This is a genomic window from Mycobacterium sp. 2YAF39, assembly GCF_052114565.1.
GTDB lineage: Bacteria > Actinomycetota > Actinomycetes > Mycobacteriales > Mycobacteriaceae > Mycobacterium.
Genome location: NZ_JBFREZ010000003.1, coordinates 1 through 25525, shown reverse-complemented (window position 1 = coordinate 25525; position 25525 = coordinate 1). Strand labels below are relative to the sequence as shown.

Below are 25525 nucleotides of genomic sequence, written 5' to 3'. Positions count from 1 at the left end.
GCGGGGAATCAAATGACGCCCAGCGTGGTTCGCTACGACGAGACAGCCATCAAGAGTTGCCCGAGAGATCTGTGATGAAGTTTCTGTTGCTCACGCTGATTGCACATCACCGCGACCCGGTGTCGGATGTGACGAAGAGCCCTGCCGAACGGCTGCAGGAGGTCATCGACACTGCCGTGCTGGCCGAAGATCTCGGCTTCGACGGCTTCGCGGTCGGCGAGCGTCACGAGGATCCGTTCATCTCGTCCTCGCCACCGGTGGTGTTGAGCAATATTGCGGCACGCACACCGGCCCACTTTCCAGGCGCGGCTGGCCTTCGCGCGCAGCGCCGGTCTGCCGGTGGTATTCGAATCGATCGAGGATTTCGTCGACCGCAGCTCAGCCCTGATAGGCAGTCCGCAGCAGGTGATCGACAAGGTGAGCCGCTACCACGAGCAGCTCGGCCACGAGGTGATCCACCTCAGCGCCGACGCCGACGGAGTCACCAAAGCGCAGAAGCTTCGCAGCCTCGAGCTGTTTCAGGCCGAGGTCGCTGTCGTGCTTAGGAAGCACTTGCCGAGCAGGCCGCTGTCGGCGCAAGCTGATTGGAAAGAGGTTGTGGCACAAGGAAGGACACATGCGATATGACGGCCACCGACCACGCCACAGAGTCCACGTTCGAGGTGTCATGGAATGACTGGCACACCGAGCGGGAGAAATACTACGGCGACCCGCTGGGCTGGGTCAGCCTGACCGGTTTGTACTGGCTCGCAGACGATTTCGACACCGTTGCCGACCTGCCGGGCAGATGGCGCGCGGACGACGATGCGGTGTATGTCGAGGGCATCGACGGATCCGAGCGGCTCGAACCCGTCGAGGGGGCACCCGGGTTGCTCATCGCAGACGGCGATCGTCGCATCGAAGTGATCCGCCGCACCGGCTCGGTGGCCCTGCGCGTCCACGACCCGCGGTCACCGCATCTGCAGTCGTATCGCGGAATTCCCACCTACCCACCCAGCGAGAGCTGGGTCGTGCCGGGCCGGTTCTCGCCCTACGACCAGCCCCGGGCAGTGACGACCGGCGCCGTGGTGCAGGGGCTCGAGCACCACCACCGGGCGGTCGGGGTCATCGACTTCGTGCTCGCCGGCGTCGCTCTGCAGCTGCTGGCCTTCAGCGGCCGTGATGGTGGACTGCACATCCTGTTCACCGATTCGACCAGCGGTGACACGACCTATCCCGCATGCCGGTCACTCTCGATCGCCGAGCCGGCGGCGGACGGGGCGGTGACGCTCGATTTCAACCGCGCATCCAACTTGCCGTGCGCATTCACCGACTACGCGACGTGCCCAGTAGCGCCTGCAGAAAACAGGCTGCCGGTTCGCGTCGAGGCCGGCGAGAAGGACCCGCGCTAAGAGGGGACCGTGCTGGACATCGGCTCGCATGAGCGCTTAATCTAATTTGGTTATGCGCTTAATCTCACGCGTGAGCTGGGTTTTTCTTGCTCGGCGAAAGGATGAACGACCTTGACTATCACCATCCCCGTCTTCAACCCGTCCACCGAGGAGCAGATCGCGGAGGTCGTCGATTCCGACCAGGCGATCGTCGACGCGGCGGTGGCCCGGGCCCGCGAGACCTTCGAATCCGGGGTGTGGCGCAAGCAGCCCGCCGCGCATCGCGCGGAGGTCCTGTTCCGGGCAGCGGAGATCATCAGGCAACGCACCGACGAGCTCGCCATGCTCGAGGGCCGTGACAACGGCATGAACAAGGTGGCGGGCGAGCAGATCATCAAGGTGTCGATGGAGATGCTGCTGTACTACGCGGGCTGGGTCGGCAAGATCCACGGGGAGTCGAGCAACGTCGTCTCCGACGGCCTGCTCGGTCACTACGAGAGCTTTCACAATTTCACGCAGCTCGAACCGGTCGGGGTGTGCGGCCTCATCATTCCTTGGAACGGACCGTTCTTCGTGGCGATGCTCAAGGTCGCGCCTGCGCTCGCCGCCGGCTGCTCGTGCGTGCTCAAACCCGCTGAGGAGACGCCGCTCACCGCGCTCAAGCTCGAGGAGATCTTCCGCGAGGCGGGCCTGCCCGACGGTGTCCTCAATGTCATCACCGGTTACGGCGAGACCACGGGTGCGGCGCTCACCGCGCATCCGGACGTCGACAAGATCTCGTTCACCGGGTCGACGGAGGTCGGCAGGCTGATCGTCAAGGCGGCGGCGGGCAACCTCAAGCGCCTGACGCTCGAGCTGGGCGGAAAGTCGCCGCTGATCATGTTCGACGACGCCAATCTCGAGAAGGGCATCATGAACGCGAGCTTGGGTCTGCTCGCGGGTTCGGGTCAGAACTGCTCGTGCACATCGCGCATCTACGTCCAGCGTGGCATCTACGACCAGGTGGTCGAGGGAATCGCCGGGTTCGCCAAGATGTTGCCGATGGGAGGCAGCGAGGATCCCGATTCGGTGCTCGGGCCGCTGATCAGTGACAAACAGCGTAAACGTGTCGAAGGCATTGTGCAGGAGGGTGTTTCGAAGGGCGCCGAGATCATCACCGGCGGTAAGTACATGGACCGTAAGGGTTACTTCTACGAGGCGACGGTAGTCACCAACACCACACCCGATATGCGACTCATCTGCGAGGAGATCTTCGGGCCCGTGGGCTGCGTCATCCCCTTCGACGAGGAGGAGGAGGTTCTGGCCGCCGCCAACGACACGGAGTACGGGTTGGCCGGCGCCATCTGGACGGAAAACCTGGGGCGTGCCCACCGCGTCGCGAACGAGCTTCACGCAGGGCAGGTCTGGGTCAACTGCGCGCTGGGGGCGGATCCGTCGATGCCGATCTGCGGGCACAAGCAGTCGGGCTGGGGCGGCGAGCGGGGGCGCAAGGGCATTGAGGAGTACTTCAACACCAAGGCCGTCTACATCAGCCTCTGATCAGGTCGATGCCCGCACGATCAGGCGAGTGATCTCCGCCGGTTGCGGTGGTGGGGGCGACGGATATTTCAGTTCGGTGAGCAACGCGGCGACCGCGACGTCGGCGACTGCGGTCGGGTTGAACTCGACGGTCGTCAAGGGCGGCGAGCTCAGCGCGCCGATGGGCGCGGCGTCCACGCCGATCACGGCCAGATCGTCCGGACACGTCAGTCCGGCCTCCCTGATCCCGTAGAGAACCAGGCACGCCACCTCGTCGCTCTGCGCGCACACCGCGGTGACACCCTCACGCACCCAGGAGGTTACGACCTCCACGACGTTCTCTTGGGTGATGTCGCCGACGCGGATGGGCGGTAGCTGTTTGGCTTGGGCCGCTGCTACGACGCCGCCGAGCCAGTAGTCGCCCAGGGCGCGCCACCGCTTCACACCGGCACAGGCAAAGGCGATCTCGCGGTGGCCGCGCGAGACGAGATGGTCGATTCGCATCTGCCCGACCGACTCTGGTGGATTTCCGAGCGCGGGGAGTTGTCCGATTTCGATATGTGGAATTCCCGCTGTCCTCATGGCGTCCACGACTCGTTCGGGCAACGGGAACAGGCTCGTGACGGCCACGGGATCGATGTTCTCGATCGCATCGACGATGTGGCGGTCGTCTTCGGTCTCGAAGATCTGGACCTGTAGCAGCCCTGCCCGTGTCAGTTCGGTCGTCATCCGGCTGCCTGCCTGTAATGGCATGTCTCCGACGGCGACTCGCGGAACCACGTAGAGCACCGCACCACTTTTGCCCCGTGCCAGATTGCGCGCCGCAAGGTTGGGCCGGTATCCCAACTGCTGGGCCGCGCGGTAGACGGCGTCGCGGGTCCGCGCAGAGATCCGGTGACCCTCGACGTCGTTCAAGACGTAGCTGACAGTGGCCGTCGAGACGTTCGCCAGCCGCGCCACATCGGCAGTGGTGGGCCGGGCACTGGTCATGCCACATCGTGGCATGTTCTGCACTCACCCCGGCGATCAGGGCTTCGCGAACCCCGCAGCGGCCAGGATCTTCTGGCCCTCTTCGCCGGTGACGGCCTCGACGAATTTGCTTGCGAGGTCTTGATTCTTGGACTGCTCGAGAACGCCGATCGGGTAGATGTTGACGGCATCGGCGGACTCGGGAAACGCCACCGCGGTGACCTTGTCGCCGGCTCCTTGAGCATCGGTGACGTAGACCAGTCCGGCGTCTGCCTGGCCACTCGTCACCTTGCCGAGCACGTCGGTCACCTGGGACTCCTCGCTCACCGGATTGAGCTGTACGCCGGTGGACTGCTCGACCTTTTCAGTGGCCGATCCACATGGCACCTGCGGGGCGCAGACTACGACCGACAGTTCCAATTGATTCAGATCGCGAAACGAGGCGATCTTCCTGGGGTTGCCAGGAGCCGTCACGATGGTGAGGGTGTTGGAGGCGAAATTCACGGGATCGCCGGCCAGCAGGTCGGCCGCAGCAGCCTTGTCCATGTTCTTGGTGTCGGCAGAGGCGAAGACGTCTGCGGGTGCGCCCTGCGTCAGTTGAGTGACGAGATCTGAAGAGCCGGCGAAGGAGAATTCGATGTCTGCGCCGGGGTTGTCAGTCTTGAACTGCTCGCCGATTTCGGTGAACGACTTCTTGAGCGACGCCGCGGCGAAGACGATCAGTTTTTGACTCCCGGCGCTGGTCGTCGACGACGATGACGAGGTGTCGTCGGACGTCGCGCACCCGGTGATCGTGAGGAGCAATGCCGCAGTGGCCGTGGCGATCTGACGCCGCAGTGTCACGAAGGCTCCCCTGAGGTCTCGACAATCACGGTGGTGGCTTTCACGACGGCCACGGCGACACTGCCGGGCTCCAGGTTGAGCTCGCGTGCCGCGTCGGAGCTCATCAGGGACACGACGGTGAACGGCCCGCACTTCATCTCGACCTGAGCCATCACACCGTCTGCGACGACCTTGGTGACGAGACCCGTGAAGCGGTTGCGTGCCGAACTGGCGACGCTCAACCGGTCTTTGGGCGCAGCGGCTGAGTGCTCGACGGCGAACTTCGCGAGCGCCGCGCCGGGGATCGCTTTACGGCCCGACTCGTCATACACGGCAGAGAGCGAGCCATCGTCGATCCACCGCCGTACGGTGTCGTCGCTTACGCCCAGCAGGTCGGCGGCATCACGAACCCGGATCAACGGCACGACAGCATGCTATCCGCATCAGCGGCGGAGAGGCTGCCAAAGAGCCGTGAAAGCGTCCTTCCGGATGAACTACACCCGTAAGTGCGGGAACTCTAGAGCTGGGCCCAGACCGACTTCGTCTTCAGGTACGCGTCGAGGCCTTCCTGGCCGAACTCATGACCCCAGCCGGACTGCTTGTAGCCGCCGAACGGCACCGCGTGGTCGAACACCAACTGGCAGTTGATCGTTACGGTGCCTGCCTGCAGCCGCTTACCCATCCGGTGCGCGCGGGCGAGGTTGTTGGTGTAGGCGGCGGCCGCCAACCCGTAGGTCGTGTCATTGGCGAGCGCGACGGCCTCGTCGTCGTCATCGAACGGCAGCACCGTCACGACCGGGCCGAAGATCTCTTCCTTGTACAGCCGGCTGGTTGCGGGGTCGACGTTGGTCAGCACGGTGGGGTGGACGAAGTAGCCCTTACGGTCCAGTCGGTGTCCGCCTGCGACCACGTCGACGCCATCCTTCTTGCCTTCGTCGAGGTAGCCCAACACCCGCTTGAGCTGCTTGGCGCTGATCAGCGGTCCGCTGAAGCTGCCCTCGTCTTCGGGCCCGCCGTAGGGCAGATTGTTCGCGAGGTTGGCCAGCCCGTCGACGACCTGGTCGTACACCCCGCGTTGGACGAAGATTCTCGAGCCGCACACACAGCCCTGTCCGGAGTGCACGAAGATGCCCATCGCGGCGCGGAAGATCGCGTTGTCCACATCGGCGTCGTCGAAGATGAGCACCGGCGACTTGCCGCCGAGTTCGAGCATCACCTTCTTCAGATTGCCGGCCGAGGCCTTCACGATCTCCTTGCCGATCTCGGTCGACCCGGTGAAAGCGACCTTTTCGACATCCGGGTGCGCGGTGATCGCCGCACCCGCGGTGTGCCCGTAGCCGGTCAGTAGGTTGACGACGCCGTCGGGGACACCGGCCTCGGCGATGAGACGGGTGAGCAGAACCGCTGAAAGCGGTGTCTCCTCAGCGGGTTTCACGACCATGCTGCAGCCTGCTGCGAGCGCGGGTGCGAGCTTGGCGCAGGCGTTGAAGATCGGCCCGTTCCACGGGAAGATCAGGCCGACGACGCTGTAGGGCTCCTTGAGCGTGTACGTGTGCATCTCGACCCAGTTGTCGGAGGCGATGCCCGCGGTCTTCACGTCGAAAGCGGTGCCGGTGATCTTGGAGCACCAGCCGGCGTAGTAGCGGAAGAACTCCGCGCAGTTGGGTAACCCCAGGCGGGCATGCAACAACGGCATGCCAGTGTTCAGCGAGTCGAGCGAGGCGATTTCGTCGGCGTGTTCGTCGATGAGGTCGGCGAGCTTCCACATCACCTTGGCCCGGTCGCGTCCGGGTAGCTCGGACCACACGCCCGACTCGAATGTCGCCTTCGCACGGGCGACGGCCTCGTTGACGGCCTCTGCGCCGCAGTCGGTGAACTCGGCGATCTGCTCCTCGGTCACCGGATTGATCACCGCGATCTTCTCACCCGTTCCTGGGCGTTCGCGGAGCTCGTCTACAACCGTCTGCAGTGTCGTCATCGTCGACCTTCCTCGCCCGTGAGGCGCGTTTCGCCCATCGTGCTGAGCACCTGCTTAGCACGATGGCGATGCGGGGGTCAAGATTCGCGAGTCTGACGAGAGTTTGCGCTGCGGAACCGCTGATCGAGCGCGGGCCCGGCCGCGCACAAATAGATCAGGCGGCGATGGAGGCGGCGGCAATCGAGTCGTAGCGATCCAGGACGGTCGCGGCGACCAGATTGTGTGAGCCCAGCGGCTCTGCCATCGGAATGCCGTGTGCCGCAGCGTAGGCCGCGACCCGGTCGGTGATGATGCCGTGTGCCAGGAACCATGGAGCGATCACCAGACGCCTGGCACCTCGTGCCCGCAGGCGATCCGCGGCGTCGGCGACGGCAGGCTGCGGCCCCGTCGCGAACGCGACCTCGGCGCCCGTCCACCGGGTTCCCGCACTCAGCGTGTGCGCCACGCTCGATGTCCGCGCGTTGGCGGCCTCGTTCGACGAGCCGACCGCGACGACGAGCACACCGAGGCCGCCGGTTTCGGGGGACACCCCGATCTCGGACAACCGCAGCCGCAGCACCGACAGCAGGGCGGGATCTTCCCCCAGCACCTCGGCCTGTTCGACTCGGGCGCCCGACTCATCGATCATCTCGGGGATGTCGACTCGTGCGTGATAGGCGTCGGCCAACAGGAACGGCACCACGACCCCGGCGGGACGATCTGCCAGCACGTCGCGCAGATTCGGGCCGGTCTTCTCGAGAAAGGCGGCGCGGACGTCGAGCCAGGGCCGCAGCCGCCGGATGCGGCCCGCCACCGCCTGGGTCACCGCCGCCGACCGCGGGTCCACGCTGCCGTGGGCCGCCAACACAAGAGTCACGACGCGTGCAGCCCGCATTCCGTCTTGTTCTGGCCCGCCCAACGACCGCTGCGCGGATCGGCGCCCTCGACAGGTTTGGCCGTGCACGGCGCGCAGCCGATCGACGGATAACCCTCGAAGACAAGGGGATTGACGAGTACATCGTTGGCGTCGATGTAGTTCTGCATGTCCTCGTCCGACCATGCCGCGATCGGGTTGATCTTCACCAGACCGAACGCCTTGTCCCAGCTGATCAGCGGTGCGTTGGCCCGCGTAGGGGCCTCCACGCGGCGGATGCCGGTGACCCAGGCGGTATATCCGCGCAACGCCTTGCCGAGCGGTTCGACCTTGCGCATCCGGCAGCATTCGCTGGCTTCGCGGGCGAACAGATCCTTGCCGTACAACTCGTCCTGCTTGGCGACGCTGTTCTCTGCGGTGACGTTGACCACGTTGATGTCGTAGACCGCCTCGACGGCGTCGCGCGTACCGATGGTCTCGACGAAGTGATAGCCGGTGTCGAGGAACAACACGTCGACACCAGGACGTACCTTCGCTGCCAGATCGACCAGCACGGCGTCCTGCATATTCGACGCGACAACGTAATTACCGCCGAAATTCGCGTCGGTCCAGCGCAGCAGGTCATCGGCACTGGCGCCGTCCAGCTCGGCCGCGCCACGCTCTGCCAACGCGATCAGGTCTGTCTCATTAGCAAGGTCTGTCATCGCAAATCCGCCTCGTCCGCTCGTACTGCCCAGGTAGCGAAACGCTCACCCTGCTCGCGTTGTTTCACGAAATTGCGAACAATCCTGTCGATGTAGTCGCCCAGCTCGCTCGACAGCACCTTGTGCTGGCGCAACTTGCGGCCGAATCCGCTGTCCAGGCCCAGGCTGCCGCCAAGGTGCACCTGGAAACCCTCGATCGGTCCATCGCCGTCGTCGACCATCTGACCCTTGAACCCGATGTCGGCCACCTGAATCCGCGCGCACGAGTTGGGGCAGCCGTTGATGTTCACCGTGATGGGCACATCGAGTAGCGCATTGATGTCCTCGAGCCGCTTTTCGAGTTCCGGGACCAGCGTCTGGCTGCGCTTACGCGTCTCGGCGAAGGACAGCTTGCAGAACTCGATGCCCGTGCAGGCCATCAGGTTGCGGCGCCAATGCGAGGGGGTCGACGGCAGGCCGAGCGCGTCCAGCCCGTCGCGCAGAGCGTCGAGCTTGTCGTCGGCCACGTCCAGGATGACCAGCTTCTGATAGGGCGTGAACCTGATGCGATCCGAGCCGGCGGCCTCCGCCAGATCGGCGACCTGGGACAGGATGGTGCCGGACACCCGGCCCGCGATCGGGGCGACCCCTACCGCGTTCAGCCCGTTCTTCAGCTTCTGGACGCCCACGTGGTCCATGGGCCGTGTCAAGGGATCCGGAGCGGGGCCGTCGATCAGAGGCCGCTTCAGATATTCGGTCTCGAGAACTTCCCTGAATTTCTCGACGCCCCAGTCCTTGATCAGGAACTTCAGCCGCGCCTTGGCCCGCAGCCTGCGGTAGCCGTAGTCGCGGAACACGCTGACCACGCCCTCCCAGACATCGGGAACCTCCTCGAGCGGCACCCACGCACCGACCCGTTGGCCCAGCATCGGGTTGGTGGACAGGCCGCCACCGACCCACAGGTCGAATCCCGGACCGTGTTCGGGGTGCTCGACACCGATGAACGCCACGTCGTTGACCTCGTGCACCACGTCCTGCAGGCCCGAGATCGCGGTCTTGAACTTTCGCGGCAGGTTCGAGTACTCCGGCTTGTTGATGTAGCGCTTGACGATTTCATCGATCGCCGGGGTTCCGTCGATCACTTCGTCGAGCGACTCGCCGGCAAGGGGTGAGCCGAGGACTACACGAGGGCAGTCGCCGCACGCCTCGGTGGTCTGCAAACCGACCTCGTCGAGGCGGCGCCAGATCTCCGGCATGTTCTCGACCTCGACCCAGTGGTACTGGATGTTCTGCCGGTCGGAGATGTCGGCCGTATCGCGGGCGAACTCGGTGGAAATGCCGCCGAGCGTGCGCAGGGAGTTCGCCGTGAGCGCACCGCCGTCGCAGCGGACCCGCAGCATGAAGTAGGAGTCTTCGAGCATGTCGGTGTTCTCATCACCGGTCCAGGTGCCGTCATACCCGGGCTTGCGCTGGGTGTACAGCCCCCACCAGCGGAAACGGCCGCGAAGGTCACCCTTGTCGATGCTCTCGAAGCCATTCTTGGCGTAGATGTCCTCGATGCGTGCCCGCACGTTGAGCGGGTTGTCGTCCTTCTTGGACTGTTCGTTGGGGTTGAGCGGCTCGCGATAGCCGAGCGCCCACTGGCCCTCGCCGCGTGGACGCTTGACGGGCTTTGCGGTGGTCATTGGTTGGGGGGCTCCTTCATGGAGCCGGATCGCGCATCTCACCGGTGAGCTGGCCGGCGGCGCAGATCCGGCGGCCAGCTGAAAGTTCGGGGTGGGCTGGGTCCTTAGATCAGGCGCGTCAAGGCAGACAACAACAGGTACAAACGCGCTTGAAGTCGACGTGCCGACGCACCACCAGCGATACGCGGTGGGTATGGATGCGGGCGGCAGTCACGCAGCCAATTGTGCCACGGCGACCCCTTACAGCCATAACCGGGCGAGATTTGCGCTCACAGTGAGCGAAAGTCCGCTCTGGGAGACTGGGTGCATGACCGTTCGGACGGCGCCCGCTGCGCTCGGCGACCTGGCGCCCACGCCGGGCCGGCCGTTCGGCATCTATATCCACGTACCGTTCTGCGCGGCCCGCTGCGGCTACTGCGACTTCAACACCTATACGCCCGCCGAGCTGGGCGGCGCGAACCCCGACGCCTGGCTGGCGGCGGTGCGTATCGAGCTGGCGCTGGCCGCCGAGCGCCTCGGGACACCGCCTGACTCCAATGTCGCGGGTGGACCGGCTCCGACCGTCGACACCGTGTTCGTCGGCGGCGGCACCCCATCGCTGCTGGGTGGGACCGGCCTGGCCGCGGTGCTCGACGCGGTGCGCAGCCACTTCACCCTGGCCGCCGATGCGGAGGTCACGACGGAGGCGAACCCAGAGTCCACCTCACCGCGGCTGTTCGAGCAGCTGCGGGCGGCCGGATTCACCAGGGTTTCTCTCGGTATGCAGTCGGTGGCGCCGCACGTCCTGGCGGTGCTGGACCGGGTGCACTCGCCGGGCAGGGCGCTCGAAGCGGCGCGCGACGCCCGAGCGGCGGGCTTCGCGCACGTGAACCTCGACCTCATCTACGGCACGCCGGGGGAGACCGACGAGGATCTGCTGCGTTCGGTGGACGCCGCAGTCGAGGCGCAGGTCGATCACGTGTCCGCGTACGCACTGGTCGTCGAGGACGGCACGGCGTTGGCCCGCCGGGTTCGGCGCGGTGAGGTCAGCGCACCCGACAACGACGAGCTTGCGCATCGCTACGAATTGATCGACGCACGGCTCTCCGCGGCCGGTCTGAGCTGGTACGAGGTCTCCAACTGGTGCCTGCCCGGCGGTGAGTGCCGGCATAACGTCGGCTACTGGAACGGCGGGGAATGGTGGGGCGCGGGGCCCGGCGCGCACGGCTACGTCGGCGCGACCCGGTGGTGGAATGTGAAGCACCCCAACGCCTATGCGCAGGCGCTCGCAGACGGCGTGCTGCCGGTGGCCGATTTCGAGCGGCTCGACGCCCGCGCCCAGCACACCGAGGACGTGATGCTGCGGGTGCGACTGCGCGACGGGTTGCCGGTGTCGACCCTGAACGAGGCCGAACGACGTCGGGCCCAAACCGCGATCGAGGACGGCCTTCTCATCCGTTCCGGCGACCATTTGATCCTCACGGACCCGGGTCGGCTGTTGGCCGACGCGGTGGTCCGCACTCTGCTTGACTGACAATCAGAGCCCGATTGAACGATTCTGCGGTGGTGATCCGTTGTGTTATGCGACGACGACGGAAAGCGAGGGATACGCGGGTGCATCGGATATGACTGATCCTGATCAAGCCGCGCTCCTGCGAGCGATCCACGACGCCCATAGCCGGGACCTGCTGCGCTATGTACTGCGCTTGACGAGGGGTGACATGCCGTTCGCAGAAGACGTGGTGCAGGAGTCGCTGCTGCGGCTCTGGCGAAAACCCGACATTCTCGAGCAGCCGAGCGAATCGGCGCGTGCGTGGCTGTTCACCGTCGCCCGCAATCTCGTGATCGACGACCGGCGCAGCGCGCGATTCACCAGGGAACTGCAGAGCGACAACCTTCCCGAGCGGCCCTCGCTCGACGCGATCGGGCCCGCGGTCGACAAGTGGGTGCTGGCCGACGCGCTGAAGTCGCTGTCCGCCGACCACCGCAACGCCATCGTGCGCGCGTACTACCTCGGCCAGACCGTGGCCGATATCGCCCGGCAGGAACAGGTTCCCGAGGGCACGGTCAAATCCAGACTTCACTATGCGCTGCGCGCGCTGCGAATTGCGTTGCAGGAAAGGGGGGTTGGCCGTGACTGACAGCAGACCTGACGACGACGACCTGGCCGAATGGGATGCGGCCTATGTGCTCGGCGCGCTGAATCTCGAGGATCGACGCGCCTATGAGGACTATCTGGCCACGAATCCCGAACGAGGCACCGAGTTCGACGAGGTCGCCGGGATGCCGGACATTCTCAGCGTGCTCAGCCGCGACGAGGCTCTTGCGCTGACCGACCTCGGGGGCGGTTCGCCGATCGAGGCGCCCGCCGGCAACGTCGCGTCGCTTGCCCGCGCGGCGGCCGACCGGCAGCGGCGATCGCGACGCACCGGGATCGCGGTGGTGGTCGCGACCGCAGCGGCGCTGGCGATCGTCGGTGGTGTTGTGGGGGCGACGGTCTTCCCCCGCACGACGGGGTCGGTGCAGGCCGTGGCGATGGCGCCGATGGAGCCCGGATCGCGGCCCGGCCTGACCGCGCAGCTCGCGGTCACCGAGAAAAAGTGGGGCACCGAGCTGAATTGGGCCTGCGAATACACCAAGGACTGGTCGCGCGACGTCGCCAGCTACGACATCGTGGTGACGACGAAGAGCGGCGGGCAGACGACCGTCGGCTCGTGGCGACCGGCGGGGGATGAGGCGACCGGGCTGTCGGCGGCGACGAGCATCCCGACGTCGGAAATCCGCACCGTCGACATTCGGGTATCCGGCACCGATCAGCCCCTCGCGGTCACCACGTTGTGAGCCGCTTCTCACGAATTTCACCACGGCGCAACCGCTTCCAGACGTGATCGGCGCCACCCACGGAACTCCCGCGTCGCCCCAGCGTAGGCCCCAAAAACTGGGGCGCGTGTGCCAGGATGGCGATCATGATATGGGGTTTGTTAGGCAAGGCTAGCCAGACTTCGCGAGGCCCGAGGCCTCGTTGATGGTCGCCACTCCTGAGCCCATCGCGATTGTCGGCATCGGCTGCCGACTGGCGGGCAGCATCAACGATCCCGCGCAGTTCTGGACGTTCCTGACCGAAGGCCGCAGCGACGTGCGCGAAGTGCCGGACGAGCGCTGGGAACCGTATCTGCGCCGGGATCCGCGCAACGCTGCGGTGCTGAAGCAGACCACACGCTGGGGCACCTTCCTCGACGACCTCGCCGGCTTCGACGCCGAATTCTTCGGCGTATCCCCGCGCGAAGCGGAACTGATGGATCCGCAGCAACGGCTGGCCCTGGAAGTGAGCTGGGAAGCTCTCGAACACGCCGGGGTGCCGCCGCGGACGCTGGCAGGCACCGACACCGCCGTCCTCATGGGCGTCAACTCCGACGATTACGGCAAGCTGATCATGGAAGATCTGCCCGGCATCGAGGCCTGGACCGGGATCGGCACGTCGCTCTGCGGGATCGCCAACCGGGTATCGCACCTCCTTGATCTTCGTGGTCCTAGCGTTGCGCTGGACGCCGCATGTGCCGCATCGCTGGTGGCGGTGCACCAGGCGTGCCAGATGTTGCGGGCCGGTGAGACATCGCTTGCCCTGGCCGGCGGTGTCAGCGCGCTGATCGGGCCGGGTTTGACCCGGGTGCTCGACGAGGCCGGGGCCACCGCACCGGATGGCCGGTGCAAGACATTCGACGCGGACGCCGACGGCTACGGGCGCGGTGAGGGTGCGGCCGTGGTCGTGCTCAAACGCCTTACCGACGCCGTTCGCGACGGTGACCGGGTGATCGCCCTCGTGCGCGGGGGCGCGGTCGCGCAGGACGGCCGCACGGTCGGCATCATGTCGCCCAACGGCGACGCCCAGGCCGACATGTTCGCGCGCGCATGCGAATCGGCAGGAGTCGAACCCGCGAGCGTGGACTTCGTAGAGGCGCACGGAACCGGCACACCGACCGGCGACCCCACCGAGGTGCGTGCACTGGCCTCCGTCTACGGGGCCGATCGCCCCGCGGATGCACCGTGCCGGATCGGGTCGGTGAAGCCGAATGTCGGCCATCTCGAGGGCGGCGCGGGCGTGGTCGGGCTCGTCAAGGCGGCACTGGCATTGCACCATGAGGTGATTCCGCCGACGGCCGGACTGAAAACACTTACACCTGAGGTTGATTGGGTGAACAGCGGATTGCGGGTTCCGACGTCCGTCGAGCCGTGGGAGCGCGCCGACGGAAGGCCGCGGCGCGCCGCGGTGTGCAGCTACGGCTACGGCGGCACGATCGCCCACATCCTGCTCGAGGAGGCGCCTGCGGCGTCGACACCACCCTCCGGCCGCGTGTCGGAAACGCCGACGGTGGTGCCGATATCGGCACGGTCCTCCGCCCGGCTGCGCAGCCAGGCCCGGGCGCTGGCCGACCACCTGCGCGTCGGCGATCACGAACTCGATCGCGTGGTGGCCGCGGCGTGGACGCGCCGGACCCACGAATCGGTGCGGGCCGCCGTGGTGGCCGAGGACATCCACGGTGCCGTGGCCGGGCTGGACGCGCTCGCCAACGATTCGGCCGATCCGGCCGTCGCGACCGGCAGCGCGCTCGCCGCGGGCGCACAAGGCGCGGTCTGGGTCTTCTCCGGACACGGATCGCATTGGGCGGGTATGGGGCAGCAGTTGCTCGAACGTGAGCCCGCGTTCGCATCTGTCATCGACGCGATCGATCCGGTGTTCAGCCGGGAGCTGGGCTTCAGCGCCCGCGAGGCGCTGCACGCGGGCGCGCTGGGCGGCACAGATCGCGTGCAGGCCTTGACGTTTGCGATGCAGGTGGGCCTCGCCGCGGTGCTGCGCGAGCGGGGCGTGACGCCCGCAGCGGTGATCGGGCACTCGGTGGGCGAGGTCGCCGCCTGTGTGACGGCGGGTGTGTTCGACCTGACCGTGGGCGCGGCGGTGGCGTGCTACCGGGCCCGCGGATTCCGGTCCGTGATGGGCCAGGGCGCGATGGCTCTGGTGCGGCTGCCGTTCACCCTTGCCGACCAGAGACTGCACGGCCGCACCGACGTCGTCGCGGCGATCAGCGCGTCCCCGGAGTCGACGGTGGTGTCCGGCAGCGTGGACGCCGTCGAGGAGATCTCGAAAATCTGGACGGACGAAGGCGTGATGGTGCGCCGGGTCAATACCGACGTGGCATTCCACAGTCCGGCGATGGACGCGCTCACCGGTGAACTCGGCCGCCTGACCGCGCAGCTTCCACCGACTCGTCCCGCTGAGACTCCCTTGTACACAACCGCATTGGCGGATCCGCGGTCGACGGCACCGCGGGATCACCGCTACTGGATGGCCAACCTGCGGGACAGGGTCCGATTCGCCGAGGCAGTTGGCGCGGCCACCGAGGACGGCCATCGGGTGTTCCTGGAGGTGTCGGCGCATCCCGTGGTCTCGCACTCGATTGTCGAGGCGATGACGCACTGGGGCGTCCGCGAGCATGCCGTCGTCCCCGTATTGCGCAGGGAGCGTTCGGAACTGCAGTCGGTCGCCGTGGCGATCGCCAACCTGCACTGTCACGGGGTCCCGGTCGACCATGGGGTCGGCACGGACTCCCCGTGGGTTGAGTTGCCGGTGACGCAGTGGCAGCACCGCCACTTCTGGCGCACGCCGACGCCGCCGCCGGGTGGGCGCGGCATCCACGACGTCGACAGCCACACGCTGCTCGGCGGCCGGATGGATGTCACCGGAGCGGTCGCGTCCACGATGTGGCAGAGCCGGCTCGGCATCGACAACCGGCCGTACCCGGGCGACCATCCGGTGCAGAACACCGAAATCGTGCCCGCTGCGGTCATTCTCAACACCTTCCTGACGGCGGCCGCCGATCTGGACACGCGTTCGGCGCGTACCGGCACCGACCTTGTCGATGTCCGGCTGCGCACCCCGGTGGCACCGAGCCGGGCCCGTGATATCCAGGTGGTGCTGCAGGATCGCGGGTTGACACTGTCGACACGTCTGGTCGACGACGACGATCCCGACGAGGACGGCGGCTGGCTCACCCACAGCAGTGCGGTCGCCGCCGCCGACGACGATATCGAGGATCTGCTTCCCCAGGTGCTCGACGAGTCCGCCGCCCGGGACCGCTGCGTTGAACCGCTGCCGTCCAATCACGTCATCGACACCCTGGCGACGCTCGGTGTGGCCGCGATGGGATTCGATTGGGAGATCACCGAAATGCAGGCGGGTGAAGGCGAACTGATCGCCCGGGTGGCCGCGAACGGCGACCGGTCGGAACCGGGAACGTGGGCACCGCTGCTCGACGCCGCGACGTCGGCGGCCTCCACGATCTTCGACGGTCCGCCGCGCCTGCGGATGCCCGCGCGGATCGAACGGGTGCAGGTGTACGGCCGCCCGCCCGCGGCGGCCGTCCTGCACGTGCTCCGTCGACCCGGGACCACCACCACCGACGTGCTGATCGCCGAGGAGTCGGGCGCGGTGCGCGCGTCACTCACCGGTATGTCGTTCGAGGAGCTTGACAACCCTGCTGGCAGCGATGTTTCGAGAGTGTTGCACCATGTGGAGTGGCACGAGGTTGCGTGGCGTGACACCGACCGGCCGAGTGCGGTGATCGTGGTCGGCGGGGACACCGAGACGCGCGAATTCGTGACTCGCGACCTGGCAGGCGCCGATGTGCCCAACGCGGTCTGTACCGACCCCGATCAGATCGTGGCGACCGACGAGGAACTCGGGCGCGATGCGGTGGTTTTGGTGCTGCCCCGCAGGCGCGACTCGCCCGTGGAGTCGGTCGATCTCGTGATGCGCACACTGCGGCATCTGCTCGACCGAGGCGCCGGGGCCCGGTTGTGGGTGTTGACCGAACGGGTCCACGAAGGCGCCAACGTGGTGCACGCGCCGTTGTGGGGTCTGGCCAGAGTGGCCGCCGCCGAGCATCCCAAGGTCTTCGGAGGTGTCCTCGACATCGCCGACGCGAGCCTGCCGGTCGGCGCAATCGCGGCGCTGCAAGGCCATTCGGTCGTCGTCATGCGCGACGGTGCCGCCCGGGTCGGCCGTTTGAGCCGCGCGGGCCGCGGCACGGGCGCACCGATGCAGTGCTCGGCGGGTGGCACCTATCTGATCACCGGCGGCACCGGCGTTCTCGGTCTGCGGATGGCGCAACGACTCGCCGACATCGGCGCGCGGCGCCTGGTGCTGCTGTCGCGCACAGGCATGGTCGACCGCGCCGAGTGGCGCGATGCCGGCGACTCCGAGTTGATCCGCACCGTGGCTGCGCTCGAGGAGCGGGGCGTCTCGGTGCACATCATTCCGCTCGACATCGGCGCTCCCGACGCCGCGGATGCGCTACGAGCCGCCCTTCGCTACCTGCCGCCGGTGCGTGGCGTCATCCACGCGGCCGGTGTGGAAGCCGGTGCGCTTCTGGTCAATACGACGGCCGACGACATCGAGGCCGCAATGCGGCCCAAGGTGGACGGCACACTGACACTGCACGAGGTCTTCCCTCCGGAACAGTTGGACTGGATGGTGCTGTTCTCGTCGTGCGGCTACCTTGCGGGCTTCCCGGGACAGGGTGCGTACGCGTGCGCGAACTCGTTCCTCGACGTCATGGCCCGTCATCGCCGTGGTCTCGGTGACCGCACCGTGAGCGTTGCGTGGACCGCGTGGCGAGGTCTGGGCATGGGGTCGGCGTCGCGTTTCGTCGCCGCGCAGCTGGACGCGTTGGGTATGGGCACCATCGGTGCCGACGAGGCGATGCGCGCACTCGACCTGGCCATGTGCGATGGGCAGTCGAATGTGGTTGTCCTGCCGGTGCTTCCGGAGGCGGTTGCCGTGCCGATGCTGTCCGACGTGGCGCCTGCGGAATCCGATGAGTCGGAGCCGGCGGAATCCTCGGCGGGGATGTTCGTCGGCGATGACGGCGAGGTCGATCCGGACAAGGTGGCCGAACGTGTGGTGGCTGCGGTCGCGGCGCAGCTGGGGCTGTCGGAGGACGACGTCGCCACGGGTCTGCCGCTGGTCGAGATCGGGGTGGACTCGATCATGACCGTCGGCCTGCTGCGCGCGCTGGAGAAGCAGACGGGTCTGTCGTTGCCCCCGACCCTGCTGTGGGAGTACCCGACCGCGGCGGCTGTTTCGGAGCGCGTCGCCGAACTGCTTATCTCGCCGGATGTCTCGGAGGAGCCCCGCGAAGTTCAGGTGTCCTGACTCGCGTCAGCTCGACGCGAGTTGCGCCACGACCTTCTTCTTGTCCACCTTGCCGACCGCGGTCTTGGGCAGCGTCGGCAACGGCGCGAGCACGTCGGGCCGTGAGTGCGCCGATACTCCTCGCTCGTCGAGGAATTGATTCAGTTCCGCGAGCGTGATCGCAGCCCCGCTGAAGACGATTGCGGCACAGATCTTTTCGCCCAGGTACTCATCGGGCAGCGCCACCGCCGCCGCCGCGTAGATCGACGGATGCGCGAACAGATGCTCCTCCAGGTCGGACGCCGATACGGTTTCCCCGCCGCGGTGGATGACGTCCTTGATGCGGCCGGTGACTTCGACGTAGCCGGCGCGCGGCCCGTCGGCGAATATGCGTACGCGATCACCGGACCGGTAGAAGCCGTCGGGGCTGAACGACCGCGCATTCGCCTCGTCGGCACGGTAGTAACCATTGAGCGTGTAGGGCCCGCGCACCAGCAGCTCACCTTCTTCGCCGGGCGCCACCTCCGCGCCCGACTCGTCGACCACGCGCATCTCATCGTGCGGCGACATCGGGCGGCCCTGCGTGTTGACCACGACGTCGAACGGGTCCCCGAGGCGGGTGAAGTTGAGCATGCCCTCGGCCATCCCGAAGATCTGCGACAGTCCGGGAGTGAGCCCGTCGAGGATGTACCTGGCCTCATCGGGGGTCATCCGCGAGCCGCCGACCTGAACGAGCCGCAGCGATGTCGGCAGCACCGGCTCCCAGTCACATGCCTGGGTCCACACCTTGGCCAGTGCGTTGACGAGCCCGGTCACCGTGACCTTGTGCCGGTCGATCAGAGCGAATGCCGACTCGGGGCTGGGGTCGGTCGTGAACACCGACGGTGCGCCGACGGTCATGGAGCCGAGAATCCCCGGACACGCGAGCGGGAAATTGTGTCCGGCGGGCAGCGCGACCAGATAGACGTCGTCGCCGTTGACGCCGTACGCCTCGGCGCACGCGGTCGCGTTGTAGAGGTAGTCGTTGTGAGTGCGGGCGATCAGCTTCGGCAGTCCGGTCGTGCCACCGGACACCAGCAGCAGGGCGGGCGTATTCGGGTCGACCGGAGCTTGGTCACCCATCGGACCGTCGAAATCAGCCAGCTCCGACCAGGATTCGAAGGGGCCGGGTTCACCGTCGACGAAAATATGTCGCAGCCCCGGATTGTCGTTCACCAGGGCCCGGGCCAGCTCGCGGTAGTCGAATCCCGCGACACGGTCGGCAATGACCAGCCCGACCGCGCCGCTGACCTCGGCAAAATGGCTGAGTTCCGCGTAGCGGTGACCGGGCAGACACATCACCGGAACAACGCCCGCGCGCAACAGGCCGAACAGCGCGACGGCGAATTGGGACGTATTCGGCAGCTGCAGGAGCACCCGATCGCCTGCGGCGATACCGCGGTTGGCGAGTGCGGCGGCGATCCGGTTGGCGCGCGCATCCAATTCGGCGAAGGTGAAAGTGACATCCCCGTCGATGACCGCGGGGCGGTCGGGCCACCTTGCCGCCGCATCGCCGAGGACGGAATCCAGGCCGCGGCCGCTCCAGTAGCCGGCGCGACGGTACGCGTCGGCCCTCTCGGCGGGGAACGGCACAAAACCCGTGGTGAGGTCGCTCTGCCGAGGGTCTAAACCAGTGCTCATGAGTGGGTGTGACCCCTCCGGGTAGGTGTGTTCGGTGCCTCGAATATAAGGTAGCCTCGCCGAGTTAGTTAGGGCAGCCTGTACTAATTTGGAGGAAGCGTGGGTGTCGGCCGCACAGTCCGCGAGGAGGTCGCCGAACTCCTCGGCGTGAGTCCCGACGCCGTCGACCCCGATGCCGATCTGATCGCCTCCGGTCTCGATTCGATCCGGATGATGTCGCTGTCCGGACGGTGGCGTAAGCAGGGAATCGACGTCAACTTCGCCGCACTGGCAGAGAACCCGACGGTGGCGGCGTGGTCGGCGTTGGTGGCGGGGCATTCCGTCGACAACGGATCACCGGACAGCGGCGACTCGTCCGATGACGGCGCGGACGCAGGCGAGCCCTTCCCGCTGACGCCTATGCAGCACGCAATGTGGCTGGGCCGCAACGACGATCAGCAACTCGGCGGTGTAGCCGCCCACCTCTACGTGGAGTTCGACGGCGCAGGAGTGGATCCAACCCGACTGCGCGACGCGGCGGCGAAACTCGTTGCACGCCATCCGATGTTGCGTGTGGAGATCCTGCCCGACGGTACCCAGCGGATCGGTGACCGGGGCCTTCCGGTCGCGGTCTACGACCTGCGCGAGCTGGACGAGCAAGCAGCAGAGCAGCGGTTGGAAGAGATTCGTCAGCAGAAGTCGCATCAAATGCTCGACGGCGATGTGCTCGAGCTGAGCCTGTCGCTGCGCCCGGACGGGCGTACGCGGTTGCACGTCGATATGGACATGGACGCCGCGGACGCGTTGAGCTACCGCAACTTCATGGCCGACCTCGCGGTGTTCTACCGCGGCGGTGAGCTCCCCGAGCTGCGCTACACCTACCGTCAGTACCGGGCCGCGCTGACGGCCGCCGATCCGGGACCCTCCGATGAGGACCGGCAGTGGTGGGCCGAGCGGATTCCCGACCTCCCCGAATCGCCTGCGCTGCCGTTGGTTCCACTGCCAGAACAGGCCGACCCCCGCCGCAGCGTCCGACTCTGGCACGTCTTCGACGTCGAGACGCGGGACGCGCTTTTCGCTGCGGCGCACCGCCGTGGGCTCACGCCGGCAATGGCCGTCGCAGCGTCGTATTCGAATGCGCTGGCGCGGTGGTCGAGCGGCTCGCGATTCCTGCTCAACCTGCCGATGTTCGGCCGCGAACAGTTCCATCCCGATGTCGAGAAACTGGTCGGCTGCTTCACGTCGTCACTGATGCTCGATATCGACTTCGGGCAGACCACCACACCCGCGCAGCGGACACGCCGCGTGCAGGAGGCGCTGCACGACGCCGCTCGTCACTCGACCTACTCCGGCCTGTCGGTACTGCGCGACCTGGGCCGCCACCGCGGCAACCAGCCGCTCGCCCCGATCGTCTACACCAGCGCGCTCGGGCTCGGCGATCTGTTCGCGGGGGAGGTCACCGACCAGTTCGGTGCGCCGGTGTGGACCATTTCGCAGGGTCCGCAGGTGCTCATCGATGCGCAGGCGACGCCGTTGGCGACGGGCCTGATGATCAACTGGGACGTCCGCGCCGATGCGTTCCGGCCAGGAGTCGCCGATGCGATGTTCGCCTACCATCTCGCGGAATTGACCCGGCTCGCCACTGACGACGCGGCGTGGGACGTTCCCGACCCTTCGGCGGTGCCCGAAGCTCAACGCGCCGTGCGCGAAACCGTCAACAACACCACCGCAACTCCGAGCGGTGACGCGCTCCACGACGGGTTCTTCCGCAATGCGCTTGCCACCCCCGACGCGCCCGCGGTCTTCAGCAACGACGGCGACCTGACCTACGGTCAATTGCGCAGCCGTGCGCTCGCCATCGCAGAAACGCTGCGCGACAACGGCGTCCGGCCCGGCGACGCCGTCGCGCTGATCGGGCGCAAGTGCGCCGAGCAGATCCCAGCCGTGCTCGGCATTCTGGCTGCGGGCGCGGCATACCTGCCGATCGGTGCCGATCACCCGGACGAGAGAGCGAGCCGCATCCTGGCGGTCAGCGCGGTATCGGCGGTTCTGCTCTGCGGCGAGGGCCGCCAGGTCGATCCGGCGGTGCCGGTCATCCGCGTCGCTGACGCGATGCGACGGGACACCTTCGGCGAACCGACGCCCGTGGGCCCGCACGACCTGGCCTACGTGTTGTTCACATCGGGCTCGACCGGGGAACCCAAGGGTGTCGAGTTGACGCACGACGCGGTGATGAACACCGTCGAGTTCGTCGAGCGCCACTACGGTCTCGTTCCGACGGACCGGACTCTCGCGTTGTCCACCTTGGAATGTGACCACTCGGTGGTCGACATCTTCGCGATCTTGCGCGCCGGCGGGGCGGTCGTCGTGGTGGATGAACAGTACCGGCGTGATCCCGACACCTGGGCCGAACTCATCGACCGCCATTCCGTCACGATGCTCAACTTCATGCCCGGCTGGATGGAGATGCTGCTACCCGTTGGCGGTTCCCGCCTTTCGGGGCTGCGCGTGGCGCTGCTCGGCGGCGATTGGGTGCGCCCCGATCTCATCCGCGGGCTGCGCAAGCATGCACCGGGGGTGCGTGCGCACGGCCTCGGTGGCGCAACAGAACTCGCGATCCATGCGGCCGTCTGCGATGTCGATGAACCGGAGCCGACCTGGACTGCGGTGCCGTACGGGACGCCACTGACGAACAACATCTGCCGGGTGGTCGCCGCCGACGGTTCCGACTGCCCGGACTGGGTGCCGGGCGAACTGTGGGTCTCCGGACGGGGTGTCGCGCGCGGCTACCGTGGCCGGCCTGACCTGACCGCCGCCAAGTTCGTCGAGCATGCCGGCCGAACCTGGTATCGCACAGGAGATCTCCTCCGCTATCTGCCTGAGGGTTCACTCGAGTTCGTCGGCCGCGCCGATCACCGCATCAAGATCGGCGGATACCGGATCGAGCTGGGCGACGTCGAGGCGGCGCTCACCCGGGTGCCGCACGTCGATGCGGCGGTCGCCGCCGTCGTCGCGGGGGAGCGGGATGTGCTTGCGGCATTGGTGTCCACCGACGACGATGACGTCGACGCGCAGACCATCGCTGCCGCGATGAGCGAACTCGTTCCAGCGCACATGATTCCGAAGATCATCGTCGTCACCGACCGGATTCCGTTCACCATCGGCGGCAAGATCGACAGGAAGGCCGCGGCGCGTCAACTGGCCGACGCCGACGTCCCCGCCGCACACGAGTACCGGGCGCCGTCCACGCCACTGGAATCGGCGTTGGTGGCGATCGTCGCCGAGGTGCTCGACGTCGCCCGAGACAAGATCGGCATCGACGACGACTTCTTCTCCCTCGGCGGCGATTCCGTGCTCGCGACCCAGGTGGTCGCCCGGCTTCGGGACTGGCTCGATACACCCACCGTGTTGGTCGCCGACATGTTCGCGGCGCGGTGCGTGGCCGCGCTGGCCGATCGGCTCCTGGATCGCGAACCCGACGCGGATCGGCTCATGATGGTGGCCGAGGTGTACCTCGAGGTCGCCGGGATGGATAACGCCGACGTGCTGTCCGAACTGGCCGGCGGGTAGTTCAGCGCGACAAGGTCCGCTCGGTAATCGCGGCGAGGTGTGCCGGCAGGGCTTGATATGTTGCCGTGGTGGTCGATCGTGCGCTGTTGTTCCTGGACGTGGATGGCACCCTGCTGCCCAGCGATGGCGCGAAGCTCGATGTGGCGCTTGTCGATTGGCGGGAATGGCAGAGTCGCCGCAACCCGCGGCTGGCGCGGATGGATCGCACGCACGGTCGTCGTCTGCTGGCCCTTGCCTGCGATCTGGTCTGGGCCACGGCTTGGATGCACGAAGCCAACGAGGTGATCGCCCCGCTGCTCGGGCTCCCACCGTTGCCGGTGGCTGCTCTGCCCGAAGCGCCGCTGGAGGATCCAATCGGCACCCTGCACTGGAAGACGGCATTGCTGGTCGCGGCTGCCGCTGGGCGTCGTTTCGTCTGGGTCGACGACGAAATCTCCGACATCGATCGTGCATGGGTGGGCGCACATCACGCAGGGTCGGCCCTGCTCCATCGTGTCGATCCGAGGTCGGGATTGACCGAAGCGGATCTCGCCGTGGTCGCCGACTGGCTCGAGGCCCCGGCCCTCAGCCAGGACGGGTAGGTGGGCAGCAACGCCAGCTGTCCGCGCACCGGTCGCGGACCTCGCGGCGTTGGTGCAGGGCGAAGTTGTCGGCGATCAGATACGGCGTTTCGCCGGGCCGTCGCGCCGGCAGGCTGATGAGGAACGCCGGGGTACTCGCTTCAGCGTTTGCGGTCTCGGACCTGAAGTAGAGCTTGGCGGTGGCCATACGCGGGGACACCTTCGCTCGGTAATTCTGTGTAACCGTTGGCTGGAGGAGGCACTAGCCCAGCGAGGCAACGGTTTTGGGTGTTATACGAAGAGCGAGGACTCTCATGGAATCTTTCGGAAATACGTCGCCAAGTTCTTAGAGATCGAACATATGTTCGAGTCATGAGTGCAGAGGCGGTGCAGGCAGCGATTGCAGCCATGCGCGCCGCGCATGACCAGTTGGCCGCCCTGCCGATCGAGGCACTCACCACACGCGAGTTGCTAGGTGCGCTCGATGAGATGGAGACGTTGTCGTGTCAGCTGCCGACCCAGAGTCACCGGATGCTGGCGCGGCTGCAGACCGAGACCACCGCTAAGGAGATGGGCGCGAAGTCGTGGCGGCAGGTGTTGGCGATCCGGTGGCGCATCTCCACCAGTGAGGCCGGTCGCCGCCTGGATGAGGCGGCGCTGTTGGGGCCGCGGCGCACCCTGACCGGAGAACCGCTGGACCCGGTGTTGCCRTGCACCGCTTCTGCTCAAGCGCGCGGGCTGATCAACGGTGAGCATGTGGACAAGATTCGCGAGGCGATGGACCGGATCCCGGGATTTGTCGATATCGCGACGCGTGGGGCGATCGAGGCGGACTGGGTGCACGTCGCCGCCGGCGTCGGGCCCAAAGAACTCAAAGACCATGCMGATCGCGCCATCTTCCTGCTCGACCAGGACGGCCCTGAACCCGATGACATCGAACGCGCACGCCGCCGCGGCGTCTCGAAAGGACCGCAAGGCCCGGACAAAATGACGCCGATCAAAGGAGATCTCACTCCGGAGGCCGCGGCGATCTWCGAGGCGATCTTCGCCAAATTGGCCGCCCCAGGCATGTGCAACCCCGCCGACGAAAACCCCTGCATCTCAGGCACGCCGTCACAGGCCCAAATCGACGGCGACCAGCGCAGTCTGACCCAGCGCCAGCACGACGCGATGGTCGCCGTCGGGCGCAGTGTCTTGGAAAGCGGTGAACTCGGCCGGCACAACGGATTACCGACCTCGGTCATCATCCGCACCACCCTGCAGGACTTGGAGAGCCGCGCCGGGGTCGGTGTCACCGGTGGTGGCACCGTGGTGCCGATCCGCGATGTGATCCGCATGGCCGCGCACGCCAACCAGTACCTGGCGGTGTTCGACCGGGCGACCGGGTCGGCGCTGGATCTGTTCCGCGCCCGCCGGGTCGCCTCACCCGCGCAGCGGATCATGCTGATCGCCCGCGATGGGGGCTGCACGAAACCGGGGTGCACCGTCCCGGCGTACGGCAGTCAGGTCCATCACGCCGCCAAGGATTGGGCCGAGGACGGCCAAACCAACATCGACGACCTCGGTCTGGCCTGCGGTCCCGACAACCGCCTCGTCGACAAAGACGGCTGGACCACCCGCATCAACGCCCACAACGACGTCGAATGGCTACCACCGAAGCACCTCGACACCGGCCAAGCCCGCGTCAACGA

18 protein-coding genes and 1 pseudogene are annotated in these 25525 nt (G+C 66.9%); 10 read left to right on the top strand and 9 right to left on the bottom strand.

All coding sequences use genetic code 11. The annotated features are described in order from the left end of the window. Nucleotides 1-74 precede the first annotated feature (74 nt). The 3 genes and pseudogenes from AB4Z42_RS09485 (at nt 75) to AB4Z42_RS09475 (ending at nt 2909) form a co-directional block, all read left to right on the top strand. Nucleotides 75-627 (top strand): annotated as a pseudogene (locus tag AB4Z42_RS09485) (LLM class flavin-dependent oxidoreductase). Further along, nucleotides 624-1391: a DUF1684 domain-containing protein gene (locus AB4Z42_RS09480; RefSeq protein ID WP_442008920.1), complete on the top strand. Its 768-nt coding sequence runs from the start codon at nt 624-626 to the stop codon at nt 1389-1391. Before AB4Z42_RS09485 ends, AB4Z42_RS09480 begins: the two are co-directional and overlap by 4 nt. A gap of 111 nt (nt 1392-1502) precedes the next feature. Beyond that, entirely contained in the window at nt 1503-2909 is a 1407-nt protein-coding gene (locus AB4Z42_RS09475) for an aldehyde dehydrogenase family protein (RefSeq protein ID WP_442008919.1), read from the top strand. On the opposite strand, the gene AB4Z42_RS09470 is transcribed toward AB4Z42_RS09475, so the two are convergent. From AB4Z42_RS09470 to AB4Z42_RS09440, 7 genes are all read right to left on the bottom strand, one after another. Then, a complete protein-coding gene (locus AB4Z42_RS09470; protein WP_442008918.1) occupies nt 2910-3878 on the bottom strand; it encodes a LacI family DNA-binding transcriptional regulator in 969 nt (322 codons plus the stop codon). A 36-nt stretch (nt 3879-3914) separates the two neighbouring features. Next, entirely contained in the window at nt 3915-4700 is a 786-nt protein-coding gene (modA, locus tag AB4Z42_RS09465; RefSeq protein WP_442008917.1) for a molybdate ABC transporter substrate-binding protein, read from the bottom strand. Next, entirely contained in the window at nt 4697-5104 is a 408-nt protein-coding gene (locus AB4Z42_RS09460; protein ID WP_442008916.1) for a TOBE domain-containing protein, read from the bottom strand. The genes modA and AB4Z42_RS09460 overlap by 4 nt, the downstream gene beginning before the upstream one ends. A 92-nt stretch (nt 5105-5196) precedes the next feature. Continuing rightward, nucleotides 5197-6657 (bottom strand): aldehyde dehydrogenase family protein, encoded by a 1461-nt coding sequence (locus AB4Z42_RS09455; protein ID WP_442008915.1) that lies wholly within the window; start codon nt 6655-6657, stop codon nt 5197-5199. A gap of 154 nt (nt 6658-6811) precedes the next feature. Further along, a complete protein-coding gene (locus AB4Z42_RS09450; protein ID WP_442008914.1) occupies nt 6812-7531 on the bottom strand; it encodes a sirohydrochlorin chelatase in 720 nt (239 codons plus the stop codon). Then, the gene (locus AB4Z42_RS09445) at nt 7510-8214 is read right to left on the bottom strand and encodes a phosphoadenylyl-sulfate reductase (protein WP_442008913.1); all 705 of its coding nucleotides are present in this window, start codon (nt 8212-8214) and stop codon (nt 7510-7512) included. Before AB4Z42_RS09445 ends, AB4Z42_RS09450 begins: the two co-directional genes overlap by 22 nt. Next, a complete protein-coding gene (locus tag AB4Z42_RS09440) occupies nt 8211-9878 on the bottom strand; it encodes a nitrite/sulfite reductase (protein WP_442008912.1) in 1668 nt (555 codons plus the stop codon). Before AB4Z42_RS09440 ends, AB4Z42_RS09445 begins: the two co-directional genes overlap by 4 nt. 307 nt (nt 9879-10185) lie before the next feature. Here AB4Z42_RS09440 and hemW point away from each other — a divergent pair, with 307 nt between their 5' ends. The 4 genes from hemW (at nt 10186) to AB4Z42_RS09420 (ending at nt 18066) form a co-directional block, all read left to right on the top strand. Then, nucleotides 10186-11391 (top strand): radical SAM family heme chaperone HemW, encoded by a 1206-nt coding sequence (gene hemW, locus AB4Z42_RS09435; RefSeq protein WP_442008911.1) that lies wholly within the window; start codon nt 10186-10188, stop codon nt 11389-11391. A 91-nt stretch (nt 11392-11482) separates the two neighbouring features. Beyond that, on the top strand, nt 11483-11998 hold the full coding sequence (locus tag AB4Z42_RS09430; RefSeq protein WP_442008910.1) for a sigma-70 family RNA polymerase sigma factor: 516 nt from the start codon (nt 11483-11485) through the stop codon (nt 11996-11998). After that, nucleotides 11991-12698, top strand: a complete 708-nt coding sequence (locus tag AB4Z42_RS09425; RefSeq protein WP_442008909.1) for a hypothetical protein — start codon at nt 11991-11993, stop codon at nt 12696-12698. Before AB4Z42_RS09430 ends, AB4Z42_RS09425 begins: the two co-directional genes overlap by 8 nt. 184 nt (nt 12699-12882) lie before the next feature. After that, nucleotides 12883-18066 (top strand): type I polyketide synthase, encoded by a 5184-nt coding sequence (locus AB4Z42_RS09420; protein WP_442008908.1) that lies wholly within the window; start codon nt 12883-12885, stop codon nt 18064-18066. 6 nt (nt 18067-18072) lie between these two features. Here the strand turns inward: AB4Z42_RS09420 and AB4Z42_RS09415 are convergent, their stop codons facing one another. Beyond that, entirely contained in the window at nt 18073-19725 is a 1653-nt protein-coding gene (locus AB4Z42_RS09415; RefSeq protein ID WP_442008907.1) for a (2,3-dihydroxybenzoyl)adenylate synthase, read from the bottom strand. A 99-nt stretch (nt 19726-19824) separates the two neighbouring features. Here AB4Z42_RS09415 and AB4Z42_RS09410 point away from each other — a divergent pair, with 99 nt between their 5' ends. After that, nucleotides 19825-23274, top strand: coding sequence for a non-ribosomal peptide synthetase (locus tag AB4Z42_RS09410; RefSeq protein WP_442008906.1), 3450 nt, complete (start codon nt 19825-19827; stop codon nt 23272-23274). Between the two features lie 68 nt (nt 23275-23342). Next, nucleotides 23343-23855, top strand: a complete 513-nt coding sequence (locus AB4Z42_RS09405) for an HAD domain-containing protein (protein WP_442008905.1) — start codon at nt 23343-23345, stop codon at nt 23853-23855. Here AB4Z42_RS09405 and AB4Z42_RS09400 read toward each other — a convergent pair. Beyond that, nucleotides 23839-24042 carry a hypothetical protein gene (locus AB4Z42_RS09400; RefSeq protein ID WP_442008904.1) on the bottom strand — a complete coding sequence of 68 codons (204 nt, stop codon included), beginning with the start codon at nt 24040-24042 and terminating at the stop codon, nt 23839-23841. The two genes, AB4Z42_RS09405 and AB4Z42_RS09400, sit on opposite strands and share 17 nt — an antisense overlap. A gap of 164 nt (nt 24043-24206) precedes the next feature. Here AB4Z42_RS09400 and AB4Z42_RS09395 point away from each other — a divergent pair. Next, a partial coding sequence (locus tag AB4Z42_RS09395) for an HNH endonuclease signature motif containing protein (protein ID WP_442008903.1) occupies nt 24207-25525 on the top strand: 1319 nt, incomplete at its 3' end.

Excerpts from the sequence above, each read along its gene's own strand:
- AB4Z42_RS09420 (WP_442008908.1), top strand. The coding sequence starts at position 12,883 with ATGGTCGCCACTCCTGAGCCCATCGCGATTGTCGGCATCGGCTGCCGA.
- AB4Z42_RS09400 (WP_442008904.1), bottom strand. The coding sequence starts at position 24,042 with ATGGCCACCGCCAAGCTCTACTTCAGGTCCGAGACCGCAAACGCTGAA.
- AB4Z42_RS09455 (WP_442008915.1), bottom strand. The coding sequence starts at position 6,657 with ATGACGACACTGCAGACGGTTGTAGACGAGCTCCGCGAACGCCCAGGA.
- AB4Z42_RS09445 (WP_442008913.1), bottom strand. The coding sequence starts at position 8,214 with ATGACAGACCTTGCTAATGAGACAGACCTGATCGCGTTGGCAGAGCGT.
- AB4Z42_RS09430 (WP_442008910.1), top strand. The coding sequence starts at position 11,483 with ATGACTGATCCTGATCAAGCCGCGCTCCTGCGAGCGATCCACGACGCC.
- AB4Z42_RS09480 (WP_442008920.1), top strand. The coding sequence starts at position 624 with ATGACGGCCACCGACCACGCCACAGAGTCCACGTTCGAGGTGTCATGG.
- AB4Z42_RS09415 (WP_442008907.1), bottom strand. The coding sequence starts at position 19,725 with ATGAGCACTGGTTTAGACCCTCGGCAGAGCGACCTCACCACGGGTTTT.
- AB4Z42_RS09440 (WP_442008912.1), bottom strand. The coding sequence starts at position 9,878 with ATGACCACCGCAAAGCCCGTCAAGCGTCCACGCGGCGAGGGCCAGTGG.
- AB4Z42_RS09470 (WP_442008918.1), bottom strand. The coding sequence starts at position 3,878 with ATGACCAGTGCCCGGCCCACCACTGCCGATGTGGCGCGGCTGGCGAAC.
- hemW (WP_442008911.1), top strand. The coding sequence starts at position 10,186 with ATGACCGTTCGGACGGCGCCCGCTGCGCTCGGCGACCTGGCGCCCACG.
- AB4Z42_RS09450 (WP_442008914.1), bottom strand. The coding sequence starts at position 7,531 with ATGCGGGCTGCACGCGTCGTGACTCTTGTGTTGGCGGCCCACGGCAGC.